Raw genomic sequence first — 22,777 nt, forward strand, 5'->3', positions numbered from 1 at the left:
GAATCGGCCTTCGTGACTTGTCAGCCGTCCACCCAGCGCAGCGCGCCGATCTTCAGGTGTTCGACGACGCTGCGCGCCCAGTCGAGCTCCGCATTGAGCAGCACGAGCGCGTGCTCGTTCTGCAGCAGGAACAGGCGCGGTACCTGGTCGGCCTGCGCGGCGTTGCGCAGTGCCTCCAGGCGTTCGCGCTCGGCGTCGAGCCGGGCAATCCGGAGTTCGAGCTGGTGCCGTGCATCTTCGGCATCGAGCAGCGGCAGGAACGCGAGGCCGGCGCCGAACACCGGATATTCGCGCGCGGGTTCCGCGAGCAGCGCATGCAGCCACGTTTGGCCCGCCGTGTGCCCGGCCTCGGTCAGCGCATATAGCGTGCGCTCGGGGAAAGCACCGTCGCGCTCGGTGTCGTGCACGGCGATCAGCCCGTCGCGCAGCAGCCGGTCGATCGTCTGGTAGAGGCTCGTGCGCTGCCGCACGTTGACGACTTCGTCGTACCCGCGGGCCTTCAGTTGCTGCAGCATCCCGTACGGATGCATCGGCGTTTCGGTGAGCGTCGCGAGGACGGCCAGTGCGAGCGGGGACGGGCGGCTCGTTGACATGAATAGTTATGTTGTACCTAGTAAGAATATAACTATTTTCAATCAGACTATCTTATTTCACAAGGGTTTCAGCCGAGGTGCGAGCGCTTCGCGGCCGGCGCGACGGTTTCCATCGTCGCGAGACCATGCACGATTCCGCAATCCTCGACCGAATGCTCGCCAACGCATTGGCGGCGCAATTCGGTGAGCTGGTCGCGCAGATGCGTGAGTTCCGCGAGGCGCGCGTCGACGTGTCCGATGTGGTCGTCGAGCAGCGAATTGATCGAATCGCAGCGGTCGGCCGGCGTGTCGGTGAGCCGCAGCAGCGCGCGGATCTCGTCGTGCGCCATGTCGAGCGCGCGGCAGTTGCGGATGAAGCGCAGCCGTTCGACGTGCACGTCGGTGTAGTTGCGGTAGTTCGCGTCGGTGCGCTCCGCGTCCGGCATCAGCCCCTCTTTTTCGTAGAAACGGATCGTTTCGGGGGTGCAGCGGGCCGCTTTGGCCAGTTCGCCAATCTTCATGCCTTTCTCCCGTGTAAGGGTTGACCTTGTAGTGGCTTCAGGGTGTTAACTCTACACCGTCAAGCCATAAAGGAGGTTGTCATGACCGACGCCCAGCGTACCCACGACCCACGACACCGCCATGCCGGCGGCGCCGACACGTGCTGCGCCGACGCGCGCGACACGCACGCGGCGACCGTTGCCAACGCGGCGCCGGCGGCCGGCGAGCACGCGCACGGCGACGCCGCATCGCGCGGCCGCGACCATGATCATGGCGGCGGCGGTGAGGGGCGCGATCACGACCATGCACACGGCGACACACATCGGCACGGTGCCGCGTGCTCGCACGACGATGCGGGCCACGATCATGCACATGGCGACGCGCATGTACACGGCGCGGCGTGCTCGCACGACCACGCCGCGCACGACGATGCCGACCACGACCACGACCACGACCACGACCACGACCACGACCACGACCACGCGGCCGGCGACTGCTGCGCGCCTGCCGCGCTGACGCTCGCACCGCTGCCGGTCGCGCAGGCGACCGCGTCGGGCCGCGTGCGCTCCGCGTTCCGGATCATGCAGATGGACTGCCCGACCGAGGAAACGCTGATCCGCAAGAAGCTCGGCGGGATGAGCGAAGTATCGGCGCTCGAATTCAACCTGATGCAGCGGATGCTGACCGTCGAGCACGTGCCGGGCGCCCAGCCGGCGATCGAAAGCGCGATCCGCACGCTCGGCATGACGCCCGAGGCCGCAGCGGCCGGCGCGCCGTCAGCGCGTGTCGCCGACGTGCCCGCGAAGCCTTGGTGGCCGCTGGCGCTGGCGGGCGTCGCCGCGATCGCGTCCGAGGGGGCGACCTGGGCCGGCTTGCCGGTGTGGCTGTCGGCGGCGCTCGCGCTCGCGGCGGTGCTCGCGTGCGGGCTCACTACGTACAAGAAGGGCTGGATCGCGATTCGCAACGGCAACCTGAACATCAACGCACTGATGAGCATCGCGGTGACGGGCGCGATGGCGATCGGCCAGTGGCCGGAAGCCGCGATGGTGATGGTGCTGTTCACGATCGCCGAGCTGATCGAGGCGAAGTCGCTCGACCGCGCGCGCAATGCGATCCAGGGCCTGATGCAGCTCGCGCCGGACACCGCGACCGTGCAGGATGCCGACGGATCGTGGCGCATGATCGAGGCCGCGCAGGTCGCGCTCGGCGCGGTCGTGCGCGTGAAGCCGGGCGAGCGGATCGGGCTGGACGGCGAAGTCGTCGCGGGCCGCTCGACGGTCAACCAGGCGCCGATCACCGGCGAGAGCCTGCCTGTCGAAAAGACGGCCGGCGATGCCGTGTACGCGGGCACGATCAACGAAGCGGGTTCGTTCGAATACCGCGTGACGGCCGTCGCTGCCAACTCGACGCTCGCGCGGATCATCCACGCGGTCGAGGAGGCGCAGGGCGCGAAGGCGCCGACGCAGCGCTTCGTCGACCAGTTCGCGCGCGTCTACACGCCGATCGTATTCGCGGTCGCGCTGCTGGTCGCGGTGGTGCCGCCGTTCGTGATGGGCGGCGCGTGGCACGACTGGATCTACCGCGCGCTGGTGCTGCTCGTGATCGCGTGCCCGTGCGCACTGGTGATCTCGACGCCGGTGACGATCGTGTCGGGGCTCGCGGCCGCGGCGCGGCGCGGGATTCTCGTGAAGGGCGGCGTCTATCTGGAAGAAGGGCGCAAGCTCGCGTGGCTCGCGCTCGACAAGACCGGCACGATCACGCACGGCAAGCCGGTGCAGACCGACTTCGACGCGCATGCGACCGACGTCGATGCCGAGCGTATCCGGCACCTCGGCGCGAGCCTCGCCGCGCGCTCGGATCACCCGGTGTCGCAGGCGATCGCAGCCGCGGCGCGCGACGCCGGAACGGCGGCGTTCGCCGATGTGCAGGACTTCGAAGCGCTGGTCGGGCGCGGCGTGCGCGGCACGATCGACGGCGCGCGCTACTGGCTCGGCAACCATCGGCTCGTCGAGGAACTCGAGCGCTGCTCGCCGGCCCTCGAAACGAAGCTCGATGCGCTCGAGCGGCAGGGCAAGAGCGTCGTCGTGCTGGTCGACGACGCGCGCGTGCTCGGCATCTTCGCGGTGGCCGACACGATCAAGGACACGAGCCGCGACGCGATCGCGGATCTGCACGCGCTCGGCATCCGCACCGCGATGCTGACGGGCGACAACCCGCACACTGCGCAAGCCATCGCACAGCAGGCCGGCATTGACGACGCGCGCGGCAACCAGCTGCCCGAAGACAAGCTCGCGGCGGTCGAGGAACTGTCGGCTGGCGGTGCGGGCGCGGTCGGGATGGTCGGCGACGGGATCAACGACGCACCGGCGCTCGCGCGGGCCGACATCGGCTTCGCGATGGGCGCGATGGGCACCGACACGGCGATCGAGACGGCCGACGTCGCGCTGATGGACGACGACCTGCGCAAGATTCCCGCGTTCGTGCGGCTGTCGCGCGCGACGCACCGCGTGCTGGTGCAGAACATCGGTTTCGCGCTCGGCGTGAAGATCGTTTTCCTCGGCCTCACGGTCGCGGGGCTCGGCACGATGTGGATGGCGGTATTCGCGGACGCGGGCGCGAGCCTGATCGTTGTCGCCAACGGCTTGCGGCTGCTGTCGTCCTCAGGGGCGTTCGGCGGCGCGCGGGCCACGCGTTGAGGAGCGTGCGATGAGTTTTCTGAAACGGATCCTGGGTGGCCACGGCGGTGGGCGCGGCAGCGGGCACGGCAACAGCAATAGCGGAAGCGGCGGCGGGCATCACGGCGGGCAGCGCCGGGACGGGCACGGCGGCCACGATGCGCGCGGTCGCGATCGTCACGGCTGGGGCTGGCAGGCGCCGGCCGATGGTCAAGTCGGCCAAGGCGGCAACGTGCCGCTGAGCCAGCTCGCCTGCGCGGGCTGCGGCGCGCTCAACGCGGCGGATGCGCGTTTCTGCGCGCAGTGCGGCGCGTCGCAGCGCGCCAAGGCTTGCAGCCGCTGTCACGCGGCGCTGGCCGCCGACGCGCGCTTCTGCCCGGGCTGCGGGACGCAGGCCGGCTGACGCGCAATCGCCGGCCTGGTTGCCGGCATCGGAACCGCCAACGACGGCATGGCGCCCGCAACGGACATCGCCCTGGAACAGCGCGCCGGCTCGCCCCGGCGCACCGGCCCTTCGATCAGCGCAGCGGCAGGTAAATCTCGGTGCGCAGGTCGGCCGGCGCCGCGTCCATCGGCGTGTTGAGGTACAGCTCGAACGGCGGCGCGTCGGCGGCCTCGCGGCCCGAGTGACGCAGCCAGTCGCCGTAGAGCCACTGGTAGGCCGTCTTCAGGTCCGCATACGGCCCCGTATGCAGCAGCACCGCGTATTCGCCGCCCGCTACCGTCGCGCGTTCGACGGGCGGCACGGGCTCGACGTCCGGCGCACCGTCGGCCGGCATGAAGCAGGCCTTCGCGCGCAACTGCGCTTCGGGCGTCGTGTCCGGATCGTCGTAGAAAATGCCGATCATCTTCGCGCCCGGGCCGATCAGCCCGTGTTGCCCGACCCATGCGCCGATCCGCGCGAACGCGTCGCCGACCTTCATGTATGCGCCGGTGTGCGCCACCGCGTAGCCGCGCAGTTCCGGCAGGCGCCGGATCTCGACTTCATGCTTGAACATGTCTTCCTCTCCTCTCTGTAGCGGATAGATGGGCCGGTGGACGCCCGTGCGCCGGTGCTGCGCGGGCGGCACGCCGTATGCGTCGCGAAACGCCCGCGCGAACGCGTGCGTCGAACCGTAGCCCGCGCGCCGCGCGATCTCGTCGATGGGCCGCGCCGTGCAGACGAGATCCTCGGACGCGCGCACGATCCGCATCCGCCGCACCGTCAGCACGATCGACTCGCCGTACAGCGCGCGGTAGACGCGCTGCCAGTGATACGGCGATAGGCACGCGACTTCGGCGAGCCGGTTCAGGTCGAGCGGGCCGTCGAGGTGCGCGCGGATGTATTCGTGGACGCGCGCCACGCTGGCCGCATAGCGGACCCACGCGGGTCTGTCGGTTTTCGTTTCGACTGTCATCGGCGTGTCCGGGCAAGAACCGAAGCCACGGTAGCATGGCCCGAATGGATAAATCTTGCGGAAATGCATAGCGGCCGACAAATCCGCCCCTTTTTATTTGCCGAAATGGGGTCTTGTCCCCCTGCGATCTATGACTAAAGTTAAAGACGGTGAAATCGGGTGAAGGCGTCATTTTTCTCGGGTAAGTTGCTCAAGCGGCAACGCACACCATTCGAAGTACGCAGGTAGTTCGTCGATGTTCAATCGCAACGCCACGTTTTTCGGGAGAACAAGAAATGGATGCTTCCAGCTTCATCACGTCGCTGCAGACCACGCTAGGCGGATATCTGCCGAAGATCGCCGGCGCGATCGGCATCCTGGTGATCGGCTGGCTGATCGCGGTGGTGGCGCGGGCCGGCGCGCTGCGCCTGCTCAGCGCGCTGAAGGTCGATCAGCGGATCAACGAAAGCACCGGCCAGGGCGCGTACGTCGAGCGGATCATCGCCGGCGGCCTGTTCTGGCTCGTGCTGCTCGTCACCGCGGTGGGCATCTTCAACGTGCTCAACCTGTACGCGGTTTCCAATCCGTTCTCGCTGCTCGTCACGCACATCGTCAACTACCTGCCGAACCTGATCGGCGGCGCGGCGCTGACGCTGATCGCGTGGCTCATCGCGTCGCTGCTGCGCAGCCTCGCGAACCGCGCGCTGAAGGCCAGCAAGATCGACGACAAGCTGTCCGAAGGCGCGGGCATGCAGCCGATGAGCGGTTATCTCGGCGACGTGCTGTTCTGGCTCGTGATCCTGATGTTCCTGCCGGCGATCCTCGCGTCGTTCGCGCTGTCGGGGCTGCTGTCGCCGGTGCAGGGGATGGTCGACAAACTGCTCGCGATCGTGCCGAACCTGTTCGCGGCCGCGGTGATCGGCTTCGTCGGCTGGGTCGTCGCGCGCGTGCTGCGCGGCCTCGTGACGAACCTGCTCGTCGCCGCCGGCGCCGACCGCCTCACGCAGCGTCTCGACAGCCCGACGCCGGTGCGCGTGTCGAGCCTGATCGGCACGATCGTCTACGTGTTCGTGTTCGTGCCGACGCTGATCTCCGCGCTCGACGCGCTGAAGATCGACGCGATCTCGGGCCCCGCGACCAACATGCTGAACCAGTTCCTCGGCGCGGTGCCGGACATCGTCGCGGCGATCGTGATCGTGCTCGTCACGTTCTACTTCGCGCGCTTCGTCGCATCGCTCGCGCAGAAGCTGCTGGAAGCCGCCGGCGCCGACGGGCTGCCGGCCGTGCTCGGCGTCGAACGCGTGTTCTCGGGAATCCTGCAGCCGTCGGTGCTGGTCGCGCGGCTGATCGTGTTCTTCGCGATGCTGTTCGCGTCGGTCGAAGCCGCGAACCGGCTCGGCTTCTCGCAGGTGCGCGACGTCGTCACGCTGTTCATCGAATTCGGCGGCCATGTGCTGATGGGCGGCGTGATCCTCGTGATCGGCGTGTGGCTCGCGGGCCTCGCGCGCCGCGTGATCGAGCAGGCCGATCGCGAGCACAGCGTGCTGTTCGCGCGCATCGCGCAATTCGCGATCCTCGGCCTCGTGTTCGCGATGGGGCTGCGCGCGATGGGCATCGCGAACGAGATCGTCCAGCTCGCGTTCGGCCTCGTGCTCGGCGCGATCGCGGTGGCCGTCGCGCTGTCGTTCGGCCTCGGCGGCCGCGAAGCGGCCGGCAAGCTGCTCGACCGCTGGTTCAACCAGCGCAGCGGCCAGTAAGCCCGCCGCGCGCATCCGTCCGGCCGCTTCGCGCGGCCGGCGGCGGTGGCACGCAGGGGCGGTCGGGCGTGCGCGCCCGGTGCATCGGAGCGCGTCGCGCGGCCGGGCTCGGCGTTTCCGTCAGCGAAATGTCAGCCGCGATCTTTGCCGAATTTCGATAACACGTCGTTTAATGACTCTCTAGCATCGATTCTCAGTCGCGCAGGCCGTCAGGCCCGGCGCATTTGAGGAGAGAGTCCGATGAAAGCAGAGTCGAATGGCCGGCCCGCCGCCGGCGCCAAGTCGTCCGGCCAGCCCGCGCTGCAGCAGACGCTCGGGACCTGGCAACTGTGGGGCATCGCGGTCGGCCTCGTGATTTCCGGCGAATACTTCGGCTGGAGCTACGGCTGGGCGAGCGCCGGTACGCTGGGCTTCGTCATCACCGCGCTGTTCGTCGCGGCGATGTACACGACCTTCATTTTCAGCTTCACCGAGCTGACGACGTCGATCCCGCACGCGGGCGGCCCGTTCGCGTATGCGCGCCGCGCATTCGGCCCGACGGGCGGTTATCTCGCCGGCGCCGCGACGCTCGTCGAGTTCGTGTTCGCGCCACCCGCGATCGCGCTCGCGATCGGCGCGTACCTGCACGTGCAGTTTCCGGGGCTCGAACCGAAACATGCGGCGATGGGTGCGTATCTCGTGTTCATGGCGCTGAACATCGTCGGCGTGCAGATCGCCGCAACGTTCGAGCTCGTCGTCACGCTGCTCGCGATCTTCGAGCTGCTGGTGTTCATGGGCGTCGTGTCGCCGGGCTTCACGTGGAGCAACTTCATGAAGGGCGGCTGGTCGGGCGCCGATCATTTCAGCGTCGGCGCATTCCACGGGATGTTCGCGGCGATCCCGTTCGCGATCTGGTTCTTCCTCGCGATCGAAGGCGTCGCGATGGCCGCCGAGGAAGCGAAGAACCCGAAGCGCTCGATTCCGATCGCCTACGTGGCCGGGATCCTGACCCTCGTCGCGCTCGCGATCGGCGTGATGGTGTTCGCCGGCGGCGCGGGCGACTGGACCAAGCTCGCGAACATCAACGACCCGTTGCCGCAGGCGATGAAGTACATCGTCGGCGCGAACAGCGGCTGGATGCACATGCTCGTGTGGCTCGGCCTGTTCGGGCTCGTCGCGTCGTTCCACGGGATCATCCTCGGCTATTCGCGCCAGATCTTCGCGCTGGCCCGCGAAGGCTACCTGCCGGAGTGGCTCGGGAAGGTGCATCCGCGCTTCAAGACCCCGCATCGCGCGATCCTCGCGGGCGGCGTGGTCGGCATCGCGGCGATTTACAGCGACGAGCTGATCCAGTTCGGCGGGCAGACGCTGACCGCGAATATCGTGACGATGTCGGTATTCGGTGCGATCGTGATGTATATCGTGAGCATGGCGTCGCTGTTCAAGCTGCGCCGCTCGCAGCCGAACATGGCGCGGCCGTTCCGCGCGCCGCTGTACCCGATCTTCCCGGCATTCGCGATTCTTGCGGCGCTCGTCTGTCTCGGCACGATGGTGTACTTCAACGGGCTGGTCGCGCTGGTGTTCGTCGGCTTCCTCGCGGTGGGCTACGCGTACTTCCTCGCGACCCGTTCGCAGCGCGCGAGCGCGCCCGGCGACGCGCTGCTGGAGGAGTGAGCATGGCGAAGGTGAACGGCCGTTCCTGACGGCATCCGGCGCGCCCCGTCGAACGGGCGCGCCGTCGGCTTTTGGCAAGGAAGGAGACTCGCACGATGTCCTATACGGAGACGATCGGTCCGCGCACGTACCGCTTCGCGGACCTGAAGATGCTGCTCGCGAAGGCGAGCCCGCTGCGTTCCGGCGACCAGCTCGCCGGCGTCGCGGCGGCGAGCGAGGAGGAGCGCGTCGCCGCGAAGATCGCGCTCGCGGGCGTGCCGCTGAAGGCGTTCCTGAACGAAGCGGTGATCCCGTATGAAGACGACGAGGTCACGCGCCTGATCGTCGACGATCACGATGCAGCCGCGTTCGCGGAAATCTCGCATCTGACCGTCGGCGACTTCCGCAACTGGCTGCTGTCGCCCGTGGCCGACGGCGCGGCGCTCGAACGGATCGCGCCGGGCCTCACGCCCGAGATGGTCGCGGCCGTGTCGAAGCTGATGCGCAACCAGGACCTGATCGCGGCCGCGCGCAAGCGCCGCGTGGTCACGCGCTTTCGCAACACGGTCGGGCTGGCCGGCCGGATGTCGGTGCGGCTGCAGCCGAACCACCCGACCGACGACGTGAAGGGGATCGCCGCGTCGATGCTCGACGGGCTGATGTACGGCTGCGGCGACGCGATGATCGGCATCAACCCGGCGACCGACAGCCTCGCGGCGATCGTGAAGCTGCTCGCGATGATCGACGGGTTCCGCGAACGCTACGGCGTGCCGACGCAGTCGTGCGTGCTCACGCACGTGACCAACACGATCGCGGCGATCGAGAAGGGCGCGCCGGTCGATCTCGTATTCCAGTCGATCGCGGGCACCGAGAAGGCGAACGCGAGTTTCGGGATCTCGCTCGCGCTGCTCGGCGAGGCGCGCGAGGCCGCGTTGTCGCTGAAGCGCGGCACCGTCGGCAACAATCTCATGTACTTCGAGACGGGCCAGGGCAGTGCGTTGTCGGCGAACGCGCATCACGGCGTCGACCAGCAGACCTGCGAAGTGCGCGCGTATGCGGTTGCGCGCAAGTTCGAGCCGTTCCTCGTGAACACGGTGGTCGGTTTCATCGGGCCCGAATACCTGTACGACGGCAAGCAGATCATCCGCGCGGGGCTCGAGGATCACTTCTGCGGGAAGCTGCTCGGCGTGCCGATGGGCTGCGACATCTGCTACACGAACCACGCGGAAGCCGACCAGGACGACATGGATACCTTGCTGACGCTGCTCGGCGCGGCCGGCATCAACTTCATCATGGGGATTCCGGGCGCGGACGACGTGATGCTGAACTACCAGAGCACGTCGTTCCACGACCAGCTCTACGTGCGCGAGGTGCTCGGCCTGCGCCGCGCGCCGGAGTTCGAGGAGTGGCTGGAGACGATGGAGATCGCCGATGCGCACGGCGCGCTGCGCGCCGCGTCGGCCCGCGTGCCGCTTCTGGCCGGCGCGAACGACTGGATGGGGTTGTCAGCATGAGCGATGCCGTCGAAAAGAATCCGTGGGGCCAGCTGAAGTCGTTCACGAACGCGCGGATCGCGCTCGGCCGCGCGGGCAACAGCCTGCCGACCGCGCCGCTGCTGGCCTTCAACCTGTCGCATGCGCAGGCGCGCGACGCCGTGCACCAGCCGCTCGACGCGGACGCGCTGCGGCGCGAGATCGAGGCGGCCGGCCTGCTGCCGACGCTCGGCGTGCTGAGCGCCGCGCCGGACCGCGACCACTATCTGCGCCGGCCCGATCTCGGTCGCAAGCTTTCCGATGACAGCCGCGGGCTGCTGGCCGGTTACGGCGCGGCGCTCGACGATGCGCCCGACGTCGTGTTCGTGGTCGGCGACGGGCTGTCGGCGTTCGCGGCCGCGAAGCAGGCGCTGCCGCTGCTGCAGGCCGTGCGCCCAAGGCTCGACGCGGACGGCTGGCGGATCGGCCCGGTGGTGGTCGCAAAGCAGGCGCGCGTCGCGCTCGGCGACGAGATCGGCGAGCTGCTGCGCGCGAAGGTCGTCGCGATGCTGATCGGCGAACGGCCGGGGCTCAGCTCGCCGGACAGCCTCGGCGTGTACCTGACGTGGGCGCCGAAGGTCGGCTGCCACGACGCGCTGCGCAACTGCATCTCGAACGTTCGGCCCGAAGGGCTGCCGCACGCGGCCGCCGCGCACAAGCTCCATTACCTGATGACGCATGCGCGCAGGCTCGGGCTGACGGGCGTCGGGTTGAAGGACGACAGCGACGCGCTGCTGCCGCCGGCGCAAGCGGAGCGGATCGGGGCGGTGTGACAGCGCGCTGCGCGACTGCGTGCGGGGCGGCTACCTGAACAGCCGCTCGCACAGGAAATCGACGAACACGCGCAGCTTCGGCGACAACTGCCGGCTCGACGGCCACACGATCGAGAACTGCCCCGGCGCGATCCGGTAGTCGTCGAGCACGGTGACGAGCGCGCCGTGTTCGAGCGCGTCGCGCGCGAGGAAATCGGGCATGTAGCCGATGCCGAGCCCCGCGAGCACGGTGCCGCGCAGCGCTTCCATGTTGTTGCAGGTCATTGCGGTGCGCAGCTTCAGCGGCGTGCCGTCGTCGGCCGCGAGCGCCCAGTCCTGCAGCTTGCCGGTGGTCGGGAAGCAGTAGCGCACGCATTCGTGCGCTTCGAGATCGCGCGGCGTGTGCGGCGTGCCGGCCTGCGCGAGATACGCGGGCGTCGCGCACAGCACGAATGCGAACGGGCCGAGCCGCCGCGACATCAGGCTCGAATCCGACAGCGGGCCGCTGCGGATCACCGCGTCGAAGCCGCCTTCGACGACGTCGACCATCCGGTCGTTGAAGTCGAGATCGAGCTCGACGTCCGGATAGCGCTGCCGGAACTCGGGCAGCACCGGCAGCAGGAAGCGGTAGCCGATCACCGGCAGGCTCACGCGCAGCTTGCCGCGCGGGCGCTGCGCCGATGCCGTCACGGTCGCTTCCGCATCGCGGAAATCCTCGAGGATCCGTTGGCAGCGTTCGTAGAAGTGCCGCCCCTCTTCGGTCAGCGTGACGCGCCGCGTCGTGCGGTTGAACAGGCGCACGCCGAGCGACTGCTCGAGTTTCGCGATCGTCTTGCCGACCGCCGACGCCGAGATGCCGAGCGCGCGGCCGGCCGCGACGAAGCTCAGCGCTTCGGCGGTGCGGACGAAGGCGACGATGCCGGTCAGGTTTTCCATCGAATCGAAGTGCATGCGCCGACGGGCGCGGCTCAGGGAATTGCGGAATTTTAGTCCGTTATCTGCGGACCTTCGCGTGGTTTTTCGCGGATTGAATCGGATTTATCTTCTGTCGCTCTGGCGGCGCATCCGCGCCGGCTTTTCGAGGAGCGATGATGGATCACCCGTTTTCAGCCGTATCGGCGGTTTCGGCGGTTTCGGCGCGGCGGCGCGCGTGGGTGCTGGCCGCCGTCTGCATGGCCGCCGTCGCGCTGCCGCTGTCGTTTTCGGGCGGCGCGGTCGCGACGCCGGCGATCGGCCGCGACCTGCATGGCGGCACGGTCGCGATGAACTGGATCACCAACGCGTTCATGCTCGCGTTCGGCAGTTTCCTGATGGCGGCCGGCGCGCTGGCCGACCAGTTCGGCCGCAAGCGGCTGTTCGCGATCGGCGTCGGCGGTTTCACGCTGATGTCGGTTGCGCTCGCGTTCGCGCCGTCGATGCTCGCGGTCGACCTGCTGCGCGCCGCGCAAGGGCTCGCGGCGGCCGCGGCGCTCGCGGGCGGCACGGCCGCGCTCGCGCAGGAGTTCGACGGCGCGGCGCGCACGCGCGCGTTCAGCCTGCTCGGCACGACCTTCGGCATCGGGCTCGCGTTCGGGCCCGTGCTGGCCGGCGGCCTGATCGGGCACTACGGCTGGCGCGCGATCTTCGTCACGAGCGCGGTGGCCGGCGTGCTGTCGCTCGCATTCGGGCTGCCGCGCATGCGCGAGTCGCGCGACCCGCATGCGACGGGGCTCGACTGGCCCGGCACGGCCGCGTTCACCGCCGCGCTGACGCTGTTCACGTTCGGCGTGATCGAGGCGCCCGCGCGCGGCTGGACGAGCGCGCTCGTGATCGTGCTGCTGGCCGGCGCGGCGCTCGGCGCATGCGCGTTCGTGACGATCGAGACGCGCGTCGCGCGGCCGATGCTCGACCTGTCGCTGTTCCGCATCGCGCGTTTCGTCGGCGTGCAGGTGCTGCCGGTGTCGACCTGCTGCTGCTACATCGTGCTGCTCGTCGTGCTGCCGCTGCGCTTCATCGGCATCGACGGCTTCAGCGAGATCGACGCCGGCTGGCTGATGCTCGCGATCTCCGCGCCGATGCTCGTCGTGCCGTTCGCCGCCGCGACGCTCACGCGCTGGCTGTCGGCCGGCGTGATCTCGGCGCTCGGGCTGGTGGTCGCGGCGGGCGGGCTGATGTGGCTGGGTGTCGCGCTGCGCGGCGGCGCGGGGACGGCGGCGATTGCGCCGATGCTGGCGATCGGGGTTGGCGCCGGGATGCCGTGGGGGCTGATGGACGGGCTGTCGGTGAGCGTCGTGCCGAAGGAGCGCGCGGGGATGGCGACGGGGATCTTCAGCACGACGCGCGTGGCCGGCGAGGGGATCGCGCTTGCGATCGTCGGCGCGGTGCTGGCCGCGCTCGCGCAGACGGGGCTGCGGCAGGCGGCCGGTGCCGCCGGCACGCCCGACGCGACGCTGCGTGCGGCCGCGCGGCTCGCGACCGGCGACCTCGCGGGTGCGGCTGCTGCGTTGCCGGGTGTCGGTCACGCGGCGCTGCTTGCGAGTTATACGCACGCGTTTGATCGGCTGCTGACCGGGCTGGCCGTCGTCACGGTGCTGTGCGCGGTGGTGGTGTTCGTGTTTCTCGGCGGGCGGCCGGCGGCTGAAGCGGGCGACGACTCGGACGGGCATGCGCCTGCCGGCGCGCCCGCGCGCAGCCGGATCGAACCGGCTTGTGCGGAGACGCACGGGCGTTGAGCGTTGCGTCGTCGAGCATGGGCGTTCAGGTAATGGCAGCCGGAGCGCCGGCGCATTTCGTCATGAGCGCATCCGCACGCTGACGATCCGCCCATCGCATCACGCCAGCACGAGCGGCGGCAGCGCCGCATCCGTGCGCGCCTGCGCGTGCTCCACCTCGATCACCACATAGCGCCGCGCGTCGGGCCACAGATGCGCGCGGCTTCCCGCATCCTCGTCGATCGTCGCGCGGCCCTGCACGAGCCAGGTCGTCCGGCGCACGAAATCGACGAACAGCAGCGCGATGGCCGGATTCACGAGCAGGTTGCCGATCGTGTTGAACAGGTTGTTGCCCGCGAAGTCGGGCAGCACGAGCGTGCGGCGGTCGGGGATGTCGACGAGCGGCTCGAACGCGCCGTCGGCGCGCGGCTGGCGGCCGCGGTACGAGCAGTCGCTGTCGCCCGCCGCGTCGGCGGTCGCGACGATCAGGAACACCTGCTCGCGGATGAACGCGACGGCGTCGTCGGTCAGGGGGCCGGAGTCGCTCATGGTGTCGGCCGGCGCGAACGCCGCTGCGTGTGAACGGGATGCGCGATTCGCACGCAAGCGACATGCCACGCATCGCGTCCCCGATGCCCGTGTCGTCCGGCACGGCCACTGTGGAAAATCCGAACACCGGCCACGCCGCTGCGCAATCGCGGTGTTCCGAATCGGCACACCCGCCGTGCTGCGTGCGTGAACACCGCACGGCGCGCACGCGGGCCGGCCGTGGTCGTCGTGCTTTCGTTCCGCGCCCGTCCGTTTGGCACGCATGTTGCGTAAACGGATACAGCGCGATCCAACCGGCGCTGCATTCACACAAGCACGATGAACAGGAGACATGTATGAACCCGTTTGACCTGAAACAACTGGGCCTCGACGTCGAATACCCGTACCGTCAGCAGTACGACAACTACATCGGCGGCAAGTGGGTGGCGCCGGTGAAGGGCGAGTATTTCGAGAACGTGTCGCCGATCAACGGCCAGCCGTTCTGCCGCATTCCGCGCTCGGGCGCCGACGATATCGAGCTGGCGCTGGACGCCGCGCATGCCGCGCGCCGCAAGTGGGGCAAGACGTCCGTGGCCGAGCGCGCGAACCTGCTGCTCGCCGCCGCCGACCGGATGGAAAAGAACCTGAAGCTGCTGGCCGTGGCCGAGACGATCGACAACGGCAAGCCGCTGCGCGAGACGATGGCGGCCGACCTGCCGCTCGCGGTCGACCACTTCCGCTACTTCGCGGGCTGTATCCGCGCACAGGAAGGCGGCATCTCCGAAATCGACGACAACACCGTCGCGTACCACTTCCACGAGCCGCTCGGCGTCGTCGGCCAGATCATCCCGTGGAACTTCCCGCTGCTGATGGCCGCGTGGAAGCTCGCGCCGGCGCTCGCGGCCGGCTGCTGCGTCGTGATGAAGCCGGCCGAGCAGACGCCCGCGTCGGTGCTCGTGCTGATGGAACTGATCGGCGACCTGTTCCCGGCCGGCACGATCAACATCGTGAACGGCTTCGGCAAGGAAGCGGGCGAGGCGCTCGCGACCAGCAAGCGGATCGCGAAGATCGCGTTCACGGGCTCGACGCCGGTCGGCAAGCACATCCTGCGCGCGGCGGCCGAGAGCCTGATCCCGTCGACGGTCGAACTGGGCGGCAAGAGCCCGAACATCTTCTTCGCCGACGTGCTCGATCGGGAAGATGCGTTCCTCGACAAGACGCTCGAAGGGCTCGCGATGTTCGCGCTGAACCAGGGCGAGGTATGTACGTGCCCGTCGCGCATCCTGATCCAGGAATCGATCTACGAACGCTTCATCGAGAAGGCCGTCGCGCGCGTCGAGCGCATCAAGTCCGGCCACCCGCTCGACCTGCAGACGATGATCGGCGCGCAGGCGTCGCAGCAGCAGCTCGACAAGATCCTGTCGTACATCGACATCGGCCGCGGCGAAGGCGCGCAATGCCTGACGGGCGGCGAACGCACGGCGCCGGCTGCCGAACTCGGCACGGGCTACTACGTGAAGCCGACGATGCTGCTCGGCAACAACAAGATGCGCGTGTTCCAGGAAGAGATCTTCGGGCCGGTCGCGTCGGTGATGACGTTCAAGGACGAGCAGGAAGCGATCGAACTCGCGAACGACACGTTCTACGGGCTCGGCGCGGGCGTGTGGACGCGCGACGGCACGCGTGCGTACCGGATGGGCCGTGAGATCGAGGCCGGCCGCGTGTGGACCAACTGCTACCACCTGTACCCGGCGCACGCGGCGTTCGGCGGCTACAAGCAGTCGGGGATCGGCCGCGAGACGCACAAGATGGCGCTGTCGAACTATCAGCAGACGAAGTGCCTGCTGGTCAGCTACCAGGCCGAGGCGCTCGGGTTCTTCTGACCTGATCGTCAAGGCAGTGGCGAAGCGCCGGGGCCGGCCGGTCGGCAAAGCAGCGCCGGCCGTACGGTTGCCGGTGTTCTGCGGCGACACGCGTGATGCGCGGGCTGCGTAGAACGTTCGACGGCCGGGCGATGTTTGCCCGACCGTCGAGCGGCGCACACGCGGGTGCGATGTGCTGACTGCCTGCCATCCGGTCACCGGCACTTCGCCATTTTCGACTTCGACATCCGACACCCGGCGCTGGCCTCGCACCGTCGCGGCCAGCGCCGGAAACGATACCGGCAGCCGCGTGTTCGCTGCGGCCCGGTGCGCCGATGCGTTTAACGAAAACCGGCATGGCAGACCTTCCCCGATCCTTTCCGCGCCACCCCGTATTCCACGCGGGCGAACTCGACGCACAGCACCGCTTCGGCGTGGCGGACGAAGCCGAGCGGATGAGCGAGGCCGTCACGACGCGCGTGAGCATCGGCGTGCGGCAGTTCGTCGAAACGCAGCCGTTCATGTTCGTCGGCACTGCATGCGGGGGCCGCGCACCCATGACCTGCGACATCGTGCAGAGCCTGCGCGACGCGAACGGCGACCTGCTGCCCGTCGTCCGCGTGATCGACACGAAGACGCTGCGGTTCGTGTTGCCCGCACCCGGCGATGGCCGGATCGACGCGACAGCGTGCAACGGCAGCGGGGTCGGGTTGCTGTTCGTCGATTTCGTGCGCGGCATCCGCTACCGGATCAACGGCCGCGCGACGCTGCGCGCAGATTTGCCCGAAGCGGAAGCGGCGCCCTGGCCGACCGGCAGCGCGATCGTCGAGCTGGCGGTCGCGCAGGCTTACGGCAACTGCGGCACGAGGGTCGTGCGGCTGAAACCGGCCGGGTAGCCGGTATTCGGCAGCCGGTGGCGACGGCAGCGGATATGCGCGGTCGCAGCGCGGATCGCACCGGCGGCGTGCGCGGCACGCCGCCTCCGGGTGCGCCCGTATCGCGCGAGCCGGCCGGGTAGCGTGAAATGACGGGTTGTGCGCCGGGCCGCGCGGTTCGGCACGGGACTTGCGTGACAGGTACGGTTCCGGGCAGGTGAGGGAGAACACGATGGATCAACACGTGGCGAGTATCGAAGAACCGACGGCCGAAGACACGCGTCGCAACGCGCAAGGCGACGACGCACTGGCCGGGCAGGCGGTCGTCAGCGTCGCGCACGACGCGGACGAGCAGGCGCGCAACCTGATCGGCTGGCGGCAGACCTACGACCAGCTCGCGGCCGGCCGCTTCGTCGGCACGCTGACCGAGCTGCCGCTCGACACGATGAAGCTGTTTCGCGAATCGACGAGCCACCTGCTGCGCCAGGCATGCGAGGTGCGCGGCGATGCGTACTGGTTCGGCATCCCGCTCGTGTGCGACGGCGCGGCACGCGTCGATGCATGCCGGATCGGGCCCGGCGCGCTCGCGTTCCGGCCCGGCAACGTCGAATTCGAACTGCTGACGCCCGCGCAGTTCTCGATCTACGGCGTCGTCGTGCGCGGCGACGTGCTGCGCCGCTATGCGGAGGAGGTCGAACGCTGCGCACTCGACGAGCGGCTGTTCACGCAGCGCGTGATGCAGGTCGGCGATGCGCGGCTCGCGCGCCTGTGCGCACTGCTCGGCCGCCGGCTGGACGGTGCGGTGGCCGTGGCTGGCCCGCTGCCCGATACGCAGCGCGACGAGCTGCAGGCCGAGGTGCTGGCCGCGCTGTTCGATGCGTGTGCGCAACCGGCCGACGACAGCGCCGGCCGCGCGCCGTCGACGCGCCGCTGGATCGTCGAGCAGGCGCGCGACTACGTGCTTGCGCACCGCACGCGCCCGGTCGGCGTGCCCGAGCTGTGCGAACAGCTGCACGTGAGCCGGCGCACGCTGCAATACTGCTTCCAGGACGTGCTCGGGATGGCGCCCGCGACCTATCTGCGCACGCTGCGGCTGAACGGCGCGCGGCGCGACCTGTGCGGCCGCGCGGCCGGCTCGGTGCAGGACGTCGCGGAGGCGTGGGGCTTCTGGCATCTCAGCCAGTTCGCGACCGATTACCGAAGGCTGTTCGGCAAGCGGCCGTCGGAGACGCTGCGCGATCGCGCGGTGATGGTCGCGGCGCGGTGACGACGGCGTTCCGGCTGGCTGCCGCGTGCTGTTCCGTTATCCGGTGGTCGCTGCCGCTTCACGCGGCGTAGGCCACGGAAGCCGGTCCCAGTCGATCGCGCGATACGCGGCCTCGACCGCCGCGAGATCGGCCGGCCGCTCGCTGCGATGCAGCCCGCGCAATTCGGCCGGCACGTCGAGTTCGACCGGCACGCAATGCGGATAGTCGCGCACGCGCAGCGCCGGCCCGATCGTCGTGAAACACGCGAGCGTCGGCACGTCGAAGCCGTCGGCGAGATGCAGCGCGGCCGTGTCGGGCGCGAACAGCAGGCTTGCACCCTTGACCCATGCGATGAAGCGCGCGGTGTCGGTCGCGTCGCCGCTCACGTCGGTGTAGGCCGGATGCGCGACGGGGCCGAACCCGGCCACCGGCAGCCCGTAGCGTTGCGCGAGCCGTTCCACGAACGCCGCGCGCAGCGCGGGCGGCACGCTGCGCACCGCGGTGCTCGCGTTCGGGCAGAACAGCACGTACGGTCGCTGCCATGCGGCCGGCAGCGCGGGTAGCGGCAGCCGCGCGAGCCAGCGGTTGCGCTTCGCGGCGGCCGGCACGGCGGCCGGGTCGGCGCCGAGCGCGTCGAGGAAGAAATCGATCATCGGCAGCCGCGCGAACGCGGGCCAGTACAGGTGATTGCCGACGTCGATGCACGGCGCGTCCGCCGGCAGCGCGTCGACGGGGCACGGCAGCGTGCGCGATGGAGCGACGACGTCGGCCGCGAGCGCATACAGCGCGTCGACATAGCGCGGCGTGCGGGCCGGCCGGTACAGCGTGAAACGCAGGCCCGCGTGCGCCGCGCGCAGTGCGGCGAGCGCGGTCAGCCCGATCACCGAATCGCCGAGCGTGACGCCCATCCCGTTGATCACGTGCACATGCCGTGCGCCGTCGTAGTCGAGCCGGAGCGGCCGGTGCGCGGCGTGCAGCAGGCCGAGCGCGGCCGCGGCCGGCACGTGGCCGACTGCGCGGGCATCGCCGTACTCGACGTCGTAAGGCGCGACGAGCGTGCCGTCCGGCGCGAGCAGCGTGCCGGGGAGCACGAGCGCGTCGTCGTGCGACAGCGCGGTGACGGGCGGCGCGGTGCGCATTTCCACCGTCATCCGCCGCGTGCGCGGCGGCCCTGTTCGCGGATTTGCTCGAGCGTCGCGGCCGGCGTGCTGGCGTCCTGCGGGATGCGGATCTCGATCAGCGCAGGCAGCCCGCAGGTCAGCGCGCGTTCGAGCGCGGGCGCGAAATCGGCGGTGCGCTCGACCGTCTCGCCATGCGCACCGAACGCGCGCGCATACGCGGCGAAATCGGGATTCGTGAGCCCCGTGCCGTGCACGCGGCCCGGGTAGTTGCGCTCCTGATGCATGCGGATCGTGCCGAAATGCCCGTTGTTGACGACGATCGCGACGATGTTCAATCCGTACTGCATCGCGGTGGCAAGCTCGTTGCCGGCCATCATGAAGCAGCCGTCGCCCGCGAGCGCGACGACGGCCCGCGACGGGTACAGCGATTTCGCGGCGAGCGCGGCCGGGATGCCGTAGCCCATCGCGCCGCTCGTCGGCGCGAGCTGCGAGCGGAAGTGCCGATACGCGAAGTGGCGATGCAGCCAGATCGCATAGTTGCCGGCGCCGTTGGTCAGGATCGCGTCGTGCGGCAGGCGCTCGCGCAACTGCACCATCACGTCGCCGAGCTGGACGTCGCCGGGCATCGGCAGCGGCGCATGCCATTCGCGGTACGCGCGATGCGCGTCGGCGGCCGTGCCGGCCCACACAGGGCGCTCGGGCGGTTCGAGCGCGGCGAGCGGCGCGGCGATCTCGGGCATTCCCGACACGATCGGCAGGTCGGCCGCATACACGCGGCCGAGCTCGTCCGCGCCCTGGTGCACGTGGATCAGCGTCTGGCGCGTCTTCGGGATGTCGAGCAGCGTGTAGCCGCCGGTCGTCGCTTCGCCGAGGCGCGGCCCGATCGCGAGCAGCAGGTCGGCGTCGCGGATGCGCTTCGCGAGCGCCGGATTGATCCCGAGCCCGACGTCGCCCGCGTAGTTCGGGTGCGCGTTGTCGATCGTGTCCTGGTAGCGGAACGCGCACGCGACCGGCAGTTGCCAGCGCTCGACGAAGCTGCGCAGGTTCGCGCACGCGTCGGGCGTCCAGCCGCTGCCGCCGATGATCGCGAGCGGCCGTTCCGCGCGCGCGAGCCGCTCGCGCAGTTCGTCGATCTGCGCGGCCGACGGCGCGGCGGCGACGCGTTTCGCAGCCGGCACGACGGGCCGCGGCGCGCACGCTTCGGACAGCACGTCTTCCGGCAACGCCAGCACGACCGGGCCCGGACGGCCCGACATCGCGACGTGGAACGCATGGCTCAGGTATTCGGGGATGCGGCGCGGGTCGTCGATCTGCGCGACCCATTTCGCCATCTGGCCGAACATCCGGCGGTAGTCGATTTCCTGGAAGGCTTCGCGGTCGAGGTGCTCGCGTGCGCACTGGCCGACGAACAGGATCATCGGCGTCGAATCCTGGAACGCGGTGTGCACGCCGATCGACGCATGCGTCGCGCCGGGCCCGCGCGTGACGAACGCGATGCCGGGGCGGCCGGTCAGCTTGCCGACCGCCTCGGCCATGTTCGCGGCGGCCGCCTCGTGGCGGCAGACGACCGTCTGGATGCGCGCGGTGTCGTCCGCCAGCGCATCGAGTACGGCGAGGAAACTCTCGCCCGGCACGCAGAACACGCGTTCGACGTGATTGGCGAGCAACGCATCGACGAGCAGTCGCGCACCGGTGGTGGCGCGCGGCTCGAGATCCTTGGAATGCGACATGGGCTGCCGTCTCCCTGGGTAGCGGGACGTACAGCTTACGCCTGTCGGCGGGGCGGTGAAAAGTGTCGGAACACGGAGTGACTCGGACGGCGCATCGCCCGCGTTCGCCGGTTGCGGTTGGCCGAACGGCCAGCTTGTGCGCGATCGCTTGACAGGGAGAATTGAGGGCTACGGATGTCGACGCGAATACGGGTCTCGAGCCTCGATGTCGTACGTCCCAAGTAATAATAAAATGGGATGCCATTCAATAGTAAAATTTCTGGAATGACTAACGGAATCGAGAATCCAGCATGGCAACCGAAACGATCGATCAAAAGACGCTCGTCCAGCTCGTCGAGGCCGGCGCCGTTCGCGCCGCGCGTGTGATCGGCTGTGGCAACGGCTGGGCCGTTTCGGCCCGTTGCGGCGCAAGCGAGCGGCTCCTGTCGGCCAAACGCGGCGACGTGCGCGTGTTCCGTCGTTTTGAAACGCTGGTCGGGTTTCTGCGCGATATCGGTATCAGCCGGTTCGATGTGGACGCGTCGGATTTCGACCCGGATGCAGCCGGCCGGGCGACCCGGCCCGATCGTGCGGCCGCGCTGAAAGCGGCCCATGAAGCGGCTGTCCACGACCGCTGGTTTCGCGAGCAGGTGCAGCAGGCGCTGGACGATCCGCGCCCGTCGATTCCCGATGCCGAGGTCAGCGCAGAGTTTGCGTCGCGCCGTGCCGCGCTGCGTCAACGGATCGCGGGCAAGCGGGGTAATGCTGTTTGACCCTCGCGCTGCATTGGCATCCGAAGGCGTGCGAGGACCGCGCCGCGATCATGGACTACGTCGCCCAGCACGACCCGCTGGCCGCGCTCGAGCTGGACGAGCGGCTGGAGGAGCGGGCCGCGGCGTTGCCCGCGCGCGCCGAACTGTATCGGCAAGGGCGCGTGGCGGGCACGCGCGAGCTGGTGGTCGCACCGAACTACGTGCTCGTATATCGCATCCGCCCGGCCGACAACATCGTGGAGATTCTCCGCGTATTGCATGCGCGGCGGCAGTGGCCGTGATGCATGGCCCCGGGCTCGGTGCTCGATGCAATTCACCAAGTGTCGGAACGGGGCTGAATCAAGCCCTCGAGCACCGGAGGAACATCATGACGGGAGGGGAAAGATGGGCGTGCAAATGTTCTGCTTACGGATCGAGGCACGATCCCATTGAGCACACCTCTGCCGAGCGGATCATCATGTACACACATGGATTTACAAGAGATCAGAAATGACCTAAAGTACATCCGACGTACATCCGGATGGGAGATCGACATGCATACCACCAGGGTATTTCGGAACGGCAACTCGCAGGCCGTACGGATTCCAGCGGACCTTGCCTATGAGCGCAGCGATATCGAACTGGAAATCGAGCGAGTGGGTGACGAAATCCGTATTCGGCCTACGCGGCGGCCTCTGGCACGAGTGCTCGAGAAGTTCGCGAAATTCGGGCCGGATTTCATGTCCGAAGGACGCGGCGATCAGGAGCAGGCTGAGCGCGAGGGTCTGTGATGCCGCGCTATATGCTCGACACCAACATGTGCATCTATCTGATGAAGAATCAGCCGGAGCAGGTCGCAAGACGATTCGCGCAATGCTACACAGGGGACGTCGTGATGTCGGCGATCACGTATGCCGAACTCGAGTACGGCGTCGCTGCGTGTGCGAGTCCTGCACGGGAGCGCCGCAATCTTGCCGCGCTGATCGACGATATTCCCGTTGCGCCGTTCGACGTCGCGGCTGCGCAAGCGTACGGTCCTGTCCGTGAAGCAACCCGCGAGCGGAAGAAGGATCATCTCGACAAACTGATCGCGGCTCATGCCGTGTCGCTCGATGTCGTCCTCGTGACCAACAACGAGCGGGATTTTGCGAGCTATCCGGGGTTGCGGATGGAAAACTGGCTCACCAATTAGCACG

Annotated in this window: 21 protein-coding genes; 14 read left to right on the forward strand and 7 right to left on the reverse strand. The window is 68.9% G+C overall.

Annotated features, from left to right (window positions below; translation table 11 throughout):
* Positions 1 to 20: 20 nt before the first annotated feature.
* On the reverse strand, positions 21 to 593 hold the full coding sequence (locus FPJ27_RS19815) for a PadR family transcriptional regulator (RefSeq protein ID WP_072442686.1): 573 nt from the start codon (positions 591 to 593) through the stop codon (positions 21 to 23).
* A 68-nt stretch (positions 594 to 661) separates the two neighbouring features.
* On the reverse strand, positions 662 to 1,093 hold the full coding sequence (gene cadR, locus FPJ27_RS19820; protein ID WP_034183852.1) for a Cd(II)/Pb(II)-responsive transcriptional regulator: 432 nt from the start codon (positions 1,091 to 1,093) through the stop codon (positions 662 to 664).
* Positions 1,094 to 1,174: 81 nt separating this feature from the next.
* Between cadR and FPJ27_RS19825 the strand changes: the two genes are divergently transcribed.
* Positions 1,175 to 3,769, forward strand: coding sequence for a heavy metal translocating P-type ATPase (locus FPJ27_RS19825; protein ID WP_204425303.1), 2,595 nt, complete (start codon positions 1,175 to 1,177; stop codon positions 3,767 to 3,769).
* A 10-nt stretch (positions 3,770 to 3,779) separates the two neighbouring features.
* Positions 3,780 to 4,151, forward strand: coding sequence for a zinc ribbon domain-containing protein (locus FPJ27_RS19830; RefSeq protein ID WP_204425305.1), 372 nt, complete (start codon positions 3,780 to 3,782; stop codon positions 4,149 to 4,151).
* A gap of 115 nt (positions 4,152 to 4,266) precedes the next feature.
* Here FPJ27_RS19830 and FPJ27_RS19835 read toward each other — a convergent pair whose 3' ends face one another.
* On the reverse strand, positions 4,267 to 5,145 hold the full coding sequence (locus FPJ27_RS19835; protein ID WP_204425307.1) for an AraC family transcriptional regulator: 879 nt from the start codon (positions 5,143 to 5,145) through the stop codon (positions 4,267 to 4,269).
* A 275-nt stretch (positions 5,146 to 5,420) separates the two neighbouring features.
* On the opposite strand from FPJ27_RS19835, the gene FPJ27_RS19840 reads away from it, so the two are divergent.
* From FPJ27_RS19840 to eutC, 4 genes are all read left to right on the forward strand, one after another.
* Positions 5,421 to 6,881, forward strand: coding sequence for a mechanosensitive ion channel (locus FPJ27_RS19840; RefSeq protein WP_204425309.1), 1,461 nt, complete (start codon positions 5,421 to 5,423; stop codon positions 6,879 to 6,881).
* 240 nt (positions 6,882 to 7,121) lie between these two features.
* Positions 7,122 to 8,534, forward strand: a complete 1,413-nt coding sequence (gene eat, locus FPJ27_RS19845) for an ethanolamine permease (protein WP_204425311.1) — start codon at positions 7,122 to 7,124, stop codon at positions 8,532 to 8,534.
* Positions 8,535 to 8,629: 95 nt separating this feature from the next.
* Entirely contained in the window at positions 8,630 to 10,027 is a 1,398-nt protein-coding gene (locus FPJ27_RS19850; protein ID WP_204425313.1) for an ethanolamine ammonia-lyase subunit EutB, read from the forward strand.
* Positions 10,024 to 10,818, forward strand: coding sequence for an ethanolamine ammonia-lyase subunit EutC (gene eutC / locus FPJ27_RS19855; RefSeq protein ID WP_204425315.1), 795 nt, complete (start codon positions 10,024 to 10,026; stop codon positions 10,816 to 10,818). The genes FPJ27_RS19850 and eutC overlap by 4 nt, the downstream gene beginning before the upstream one ends.
* A gap of 30 nt (positions 10,819 to 10,848) precedes the next feature.
* Here eutC and FPJ27_RS19860 read toward each other — a convergent pair whose 3' ends face one another.
* Complete coding sequence (locus FPJ27_RS19860; protein ID WP_034183984.1) at positions 10,849 to 11,733, reverse strand: LysR family transcriptional regulator; 885 nt, start codon at positions 11,731 to 11,733, stop codon at positions 10,849 to 10,851.
* A gap of 155 nt (positions 11,734 to 11,888) precedes the next feature.
* On the opposite strand from FPJ27_RS19860, the gene FPJ27_RS19865 reads away from it, so the two are divergent.
* Positions 11,889 to 13,508: an MFS transporter gene (locus tag FPJ27_RS19865; protein WP_204425317.1), complete on the forward strand. Its 1,620-nt coding sequence runs from the start codon at positions 11,889 to 11,891 to the stop codon at positions 13,506 to 13,508.
* A gap of 99 nt (positions 13,509 to 13,607) precedes the next feature.
* On the opposite strand, the gene FPJ27_RS19870 is transcribed toward FPJ27_RS19865, so the two are convergent.
* The gene (locus tag FPJ27_RS19870) at positions 13,608 to 14,036 is read right to left on the reverse strand and encodes a pyridoxamine 5'-phosphate oxidase family protein (RefSeq protein WP_204425319.1); all 429 of its coding nucleotides are present in this window, start codon (positions 14,034 to 14,036) and stop codon (positions 13,608 to 13,610) included.
* A 335-nt stretch (positions 14,037 to 14,371) separates the two neighbouring features.
* On the opposite strand from FPJ27_RS19870, the gene FPJ27_RS19875 reads away from it, so the two are divergent.
* From FPJ27_RS19875 to FPJ27_RS19885, 3 genes are all read left to right on the forward strand, one after another.
* Entirely contained in the window at positions 14,372 to 15,898 is a 1,527-nt protein-coding gene (locus FPJ27_RS19875) for an aldehyde dehydrogenase family protein (protein ID WP_072445299.1), read from the forward strand.
* A gap of 335 nt (positions 15,899 to 16,233) precedes the next feature.
* Positions 16,234 to 16,773 carry a hypothetical protein gene (locus FPJ27_RS19880; RefSeq protein ID WP_204425329.1) on the forward strand — a complete coding sequence of 180 codons (540 nt, stop codon included), beginning with the start codon at positions 16,234 to 16,236 and terminating at the stop codon, positions 16,771 to 16,773.
* A 211-nt stretch (positions 16,774 to 16,984) separates the two neighbouring features.
* Positions 16,985 to 18,019, forward strand: a complete 1,035-nt coding sequence (locus FPJ27_RS19885) for a helix-turn-helix domain-containing protein (RefSeq protein WP_204425331.1) — start codon at positions 16,985 to 16,987, stop codon at positions 18,017 to 18,019.
* 36 nt (positions 18,020 to 18,055) lie between these two features.
* On the opposite strand, the gene FPJ27_RS19890 is transcribed toward FPJ27_RS19885, so the two are convergent.
* Positions 18,056 to 19,150, reverse strand: a complete 1,095-nt coding sequence (locus FPJ27_RS19890) for an ADP-heptose--LPS heptosyltransferase (RefSeq protein WP_204425333.1) — start codon at positions 19,148 to 19,150, stop codon at positions 18,056 to 18,058.
* Positions 19,147 to 20,850: a thiamine pyrophosphate-binding protein gene (locus tag FPJ27_RS19895; RefSeq protein ID WP_204425335.1), complete on the reverse strand. Its 1,704-nt coding sequence runs from the start codon at positions 20,848 to 20,850 to the stop codon at positions 19,147 to 19,149. Before FPJ27_RS19895 ends, FPJ27_RS19890 begins: the two co-directional genes overlap by 4 nt.
* A 290-nt stretch (positions 20,851 to 21,140) precedes the next feature.
* On the opposite strand from FPJ27_RS19895, the gene FPJ27_RS19900 reads away from it, so the two are divergent.
* From FPJ27_RS19900 to FPJ27_RS19915, 4 genes are all read left to right on the forward strand, one after another.
* Complete coding sequence (locus FPJ27_RS19900) at positions 21,141 to 21,602, forward strand: hypothetical protein (RefSeq protein ID WP_072445304.1); 462 nt, start codon at positions 21,141 to 21,143, stop codon at positions 21,600 to 21,602.
* Positions 21,599 to 21,883 carry a type II toxin-antitoxin system mRNA interferase toxin, RelE/StbE family gene (locus FPJ27_RS19905; protein WP_072445305.1) on the forward strand — a complete coding sequence of 95 codons (285 nt, stop codon included), beginning with the start codon at positions 21,599 to 21,601 and terminating at the stop codon, positions 21,881 to 21,883. The genes FPJ27_RS19900 and FPJ27_RS19905 overlap by 4 nt, the downstream gene beginning before the upstream one ends.
* A gap of 252 nt (positions 21,884 to 22,135) precedes the next feature.
* Positions 22,136 to 22,372 (forward strand): type II toxin-antitoxin system VapB family antitoxin, encoded by a 237-nt coding sequence (vapB, locus tag FPJ27_RS19910; RefSeq protein ID WP_204425338.1) that lies wholly within the window; start codon positions 22,136 to 22,138, stop codon positions 22,370 to 22,372.
* Positions 22,372 to 22,773: a type II toxin-antitoxin system VapC family toxin gene (locus FPJ27_RS19915; protein ID WP_204425339.1), complete on the forward strand. Its 402-nt coding sequence runs from the start codon at positions 22,372 to 22,374 to the stop codon at positions 22,771 to 22,773. Before vapB ends, FPJ27_RS19915 begins: the two co-directional genes overlap by 1 nt.
* Positions 22,774 to 22,777 lie beyond the last annotated feature (4 nt).

It is taken from the genome of Burkholderia sp. MS455, from assembly GCF_016899445.1.
Classification (GTDB): domain Bacteria; phylum Pseudomonadota; class Gammaproteobacteria; order Burkholderiales; family Burkholderiaceae; genus Burkholderia; species Burkholderia pyrrocinia_C.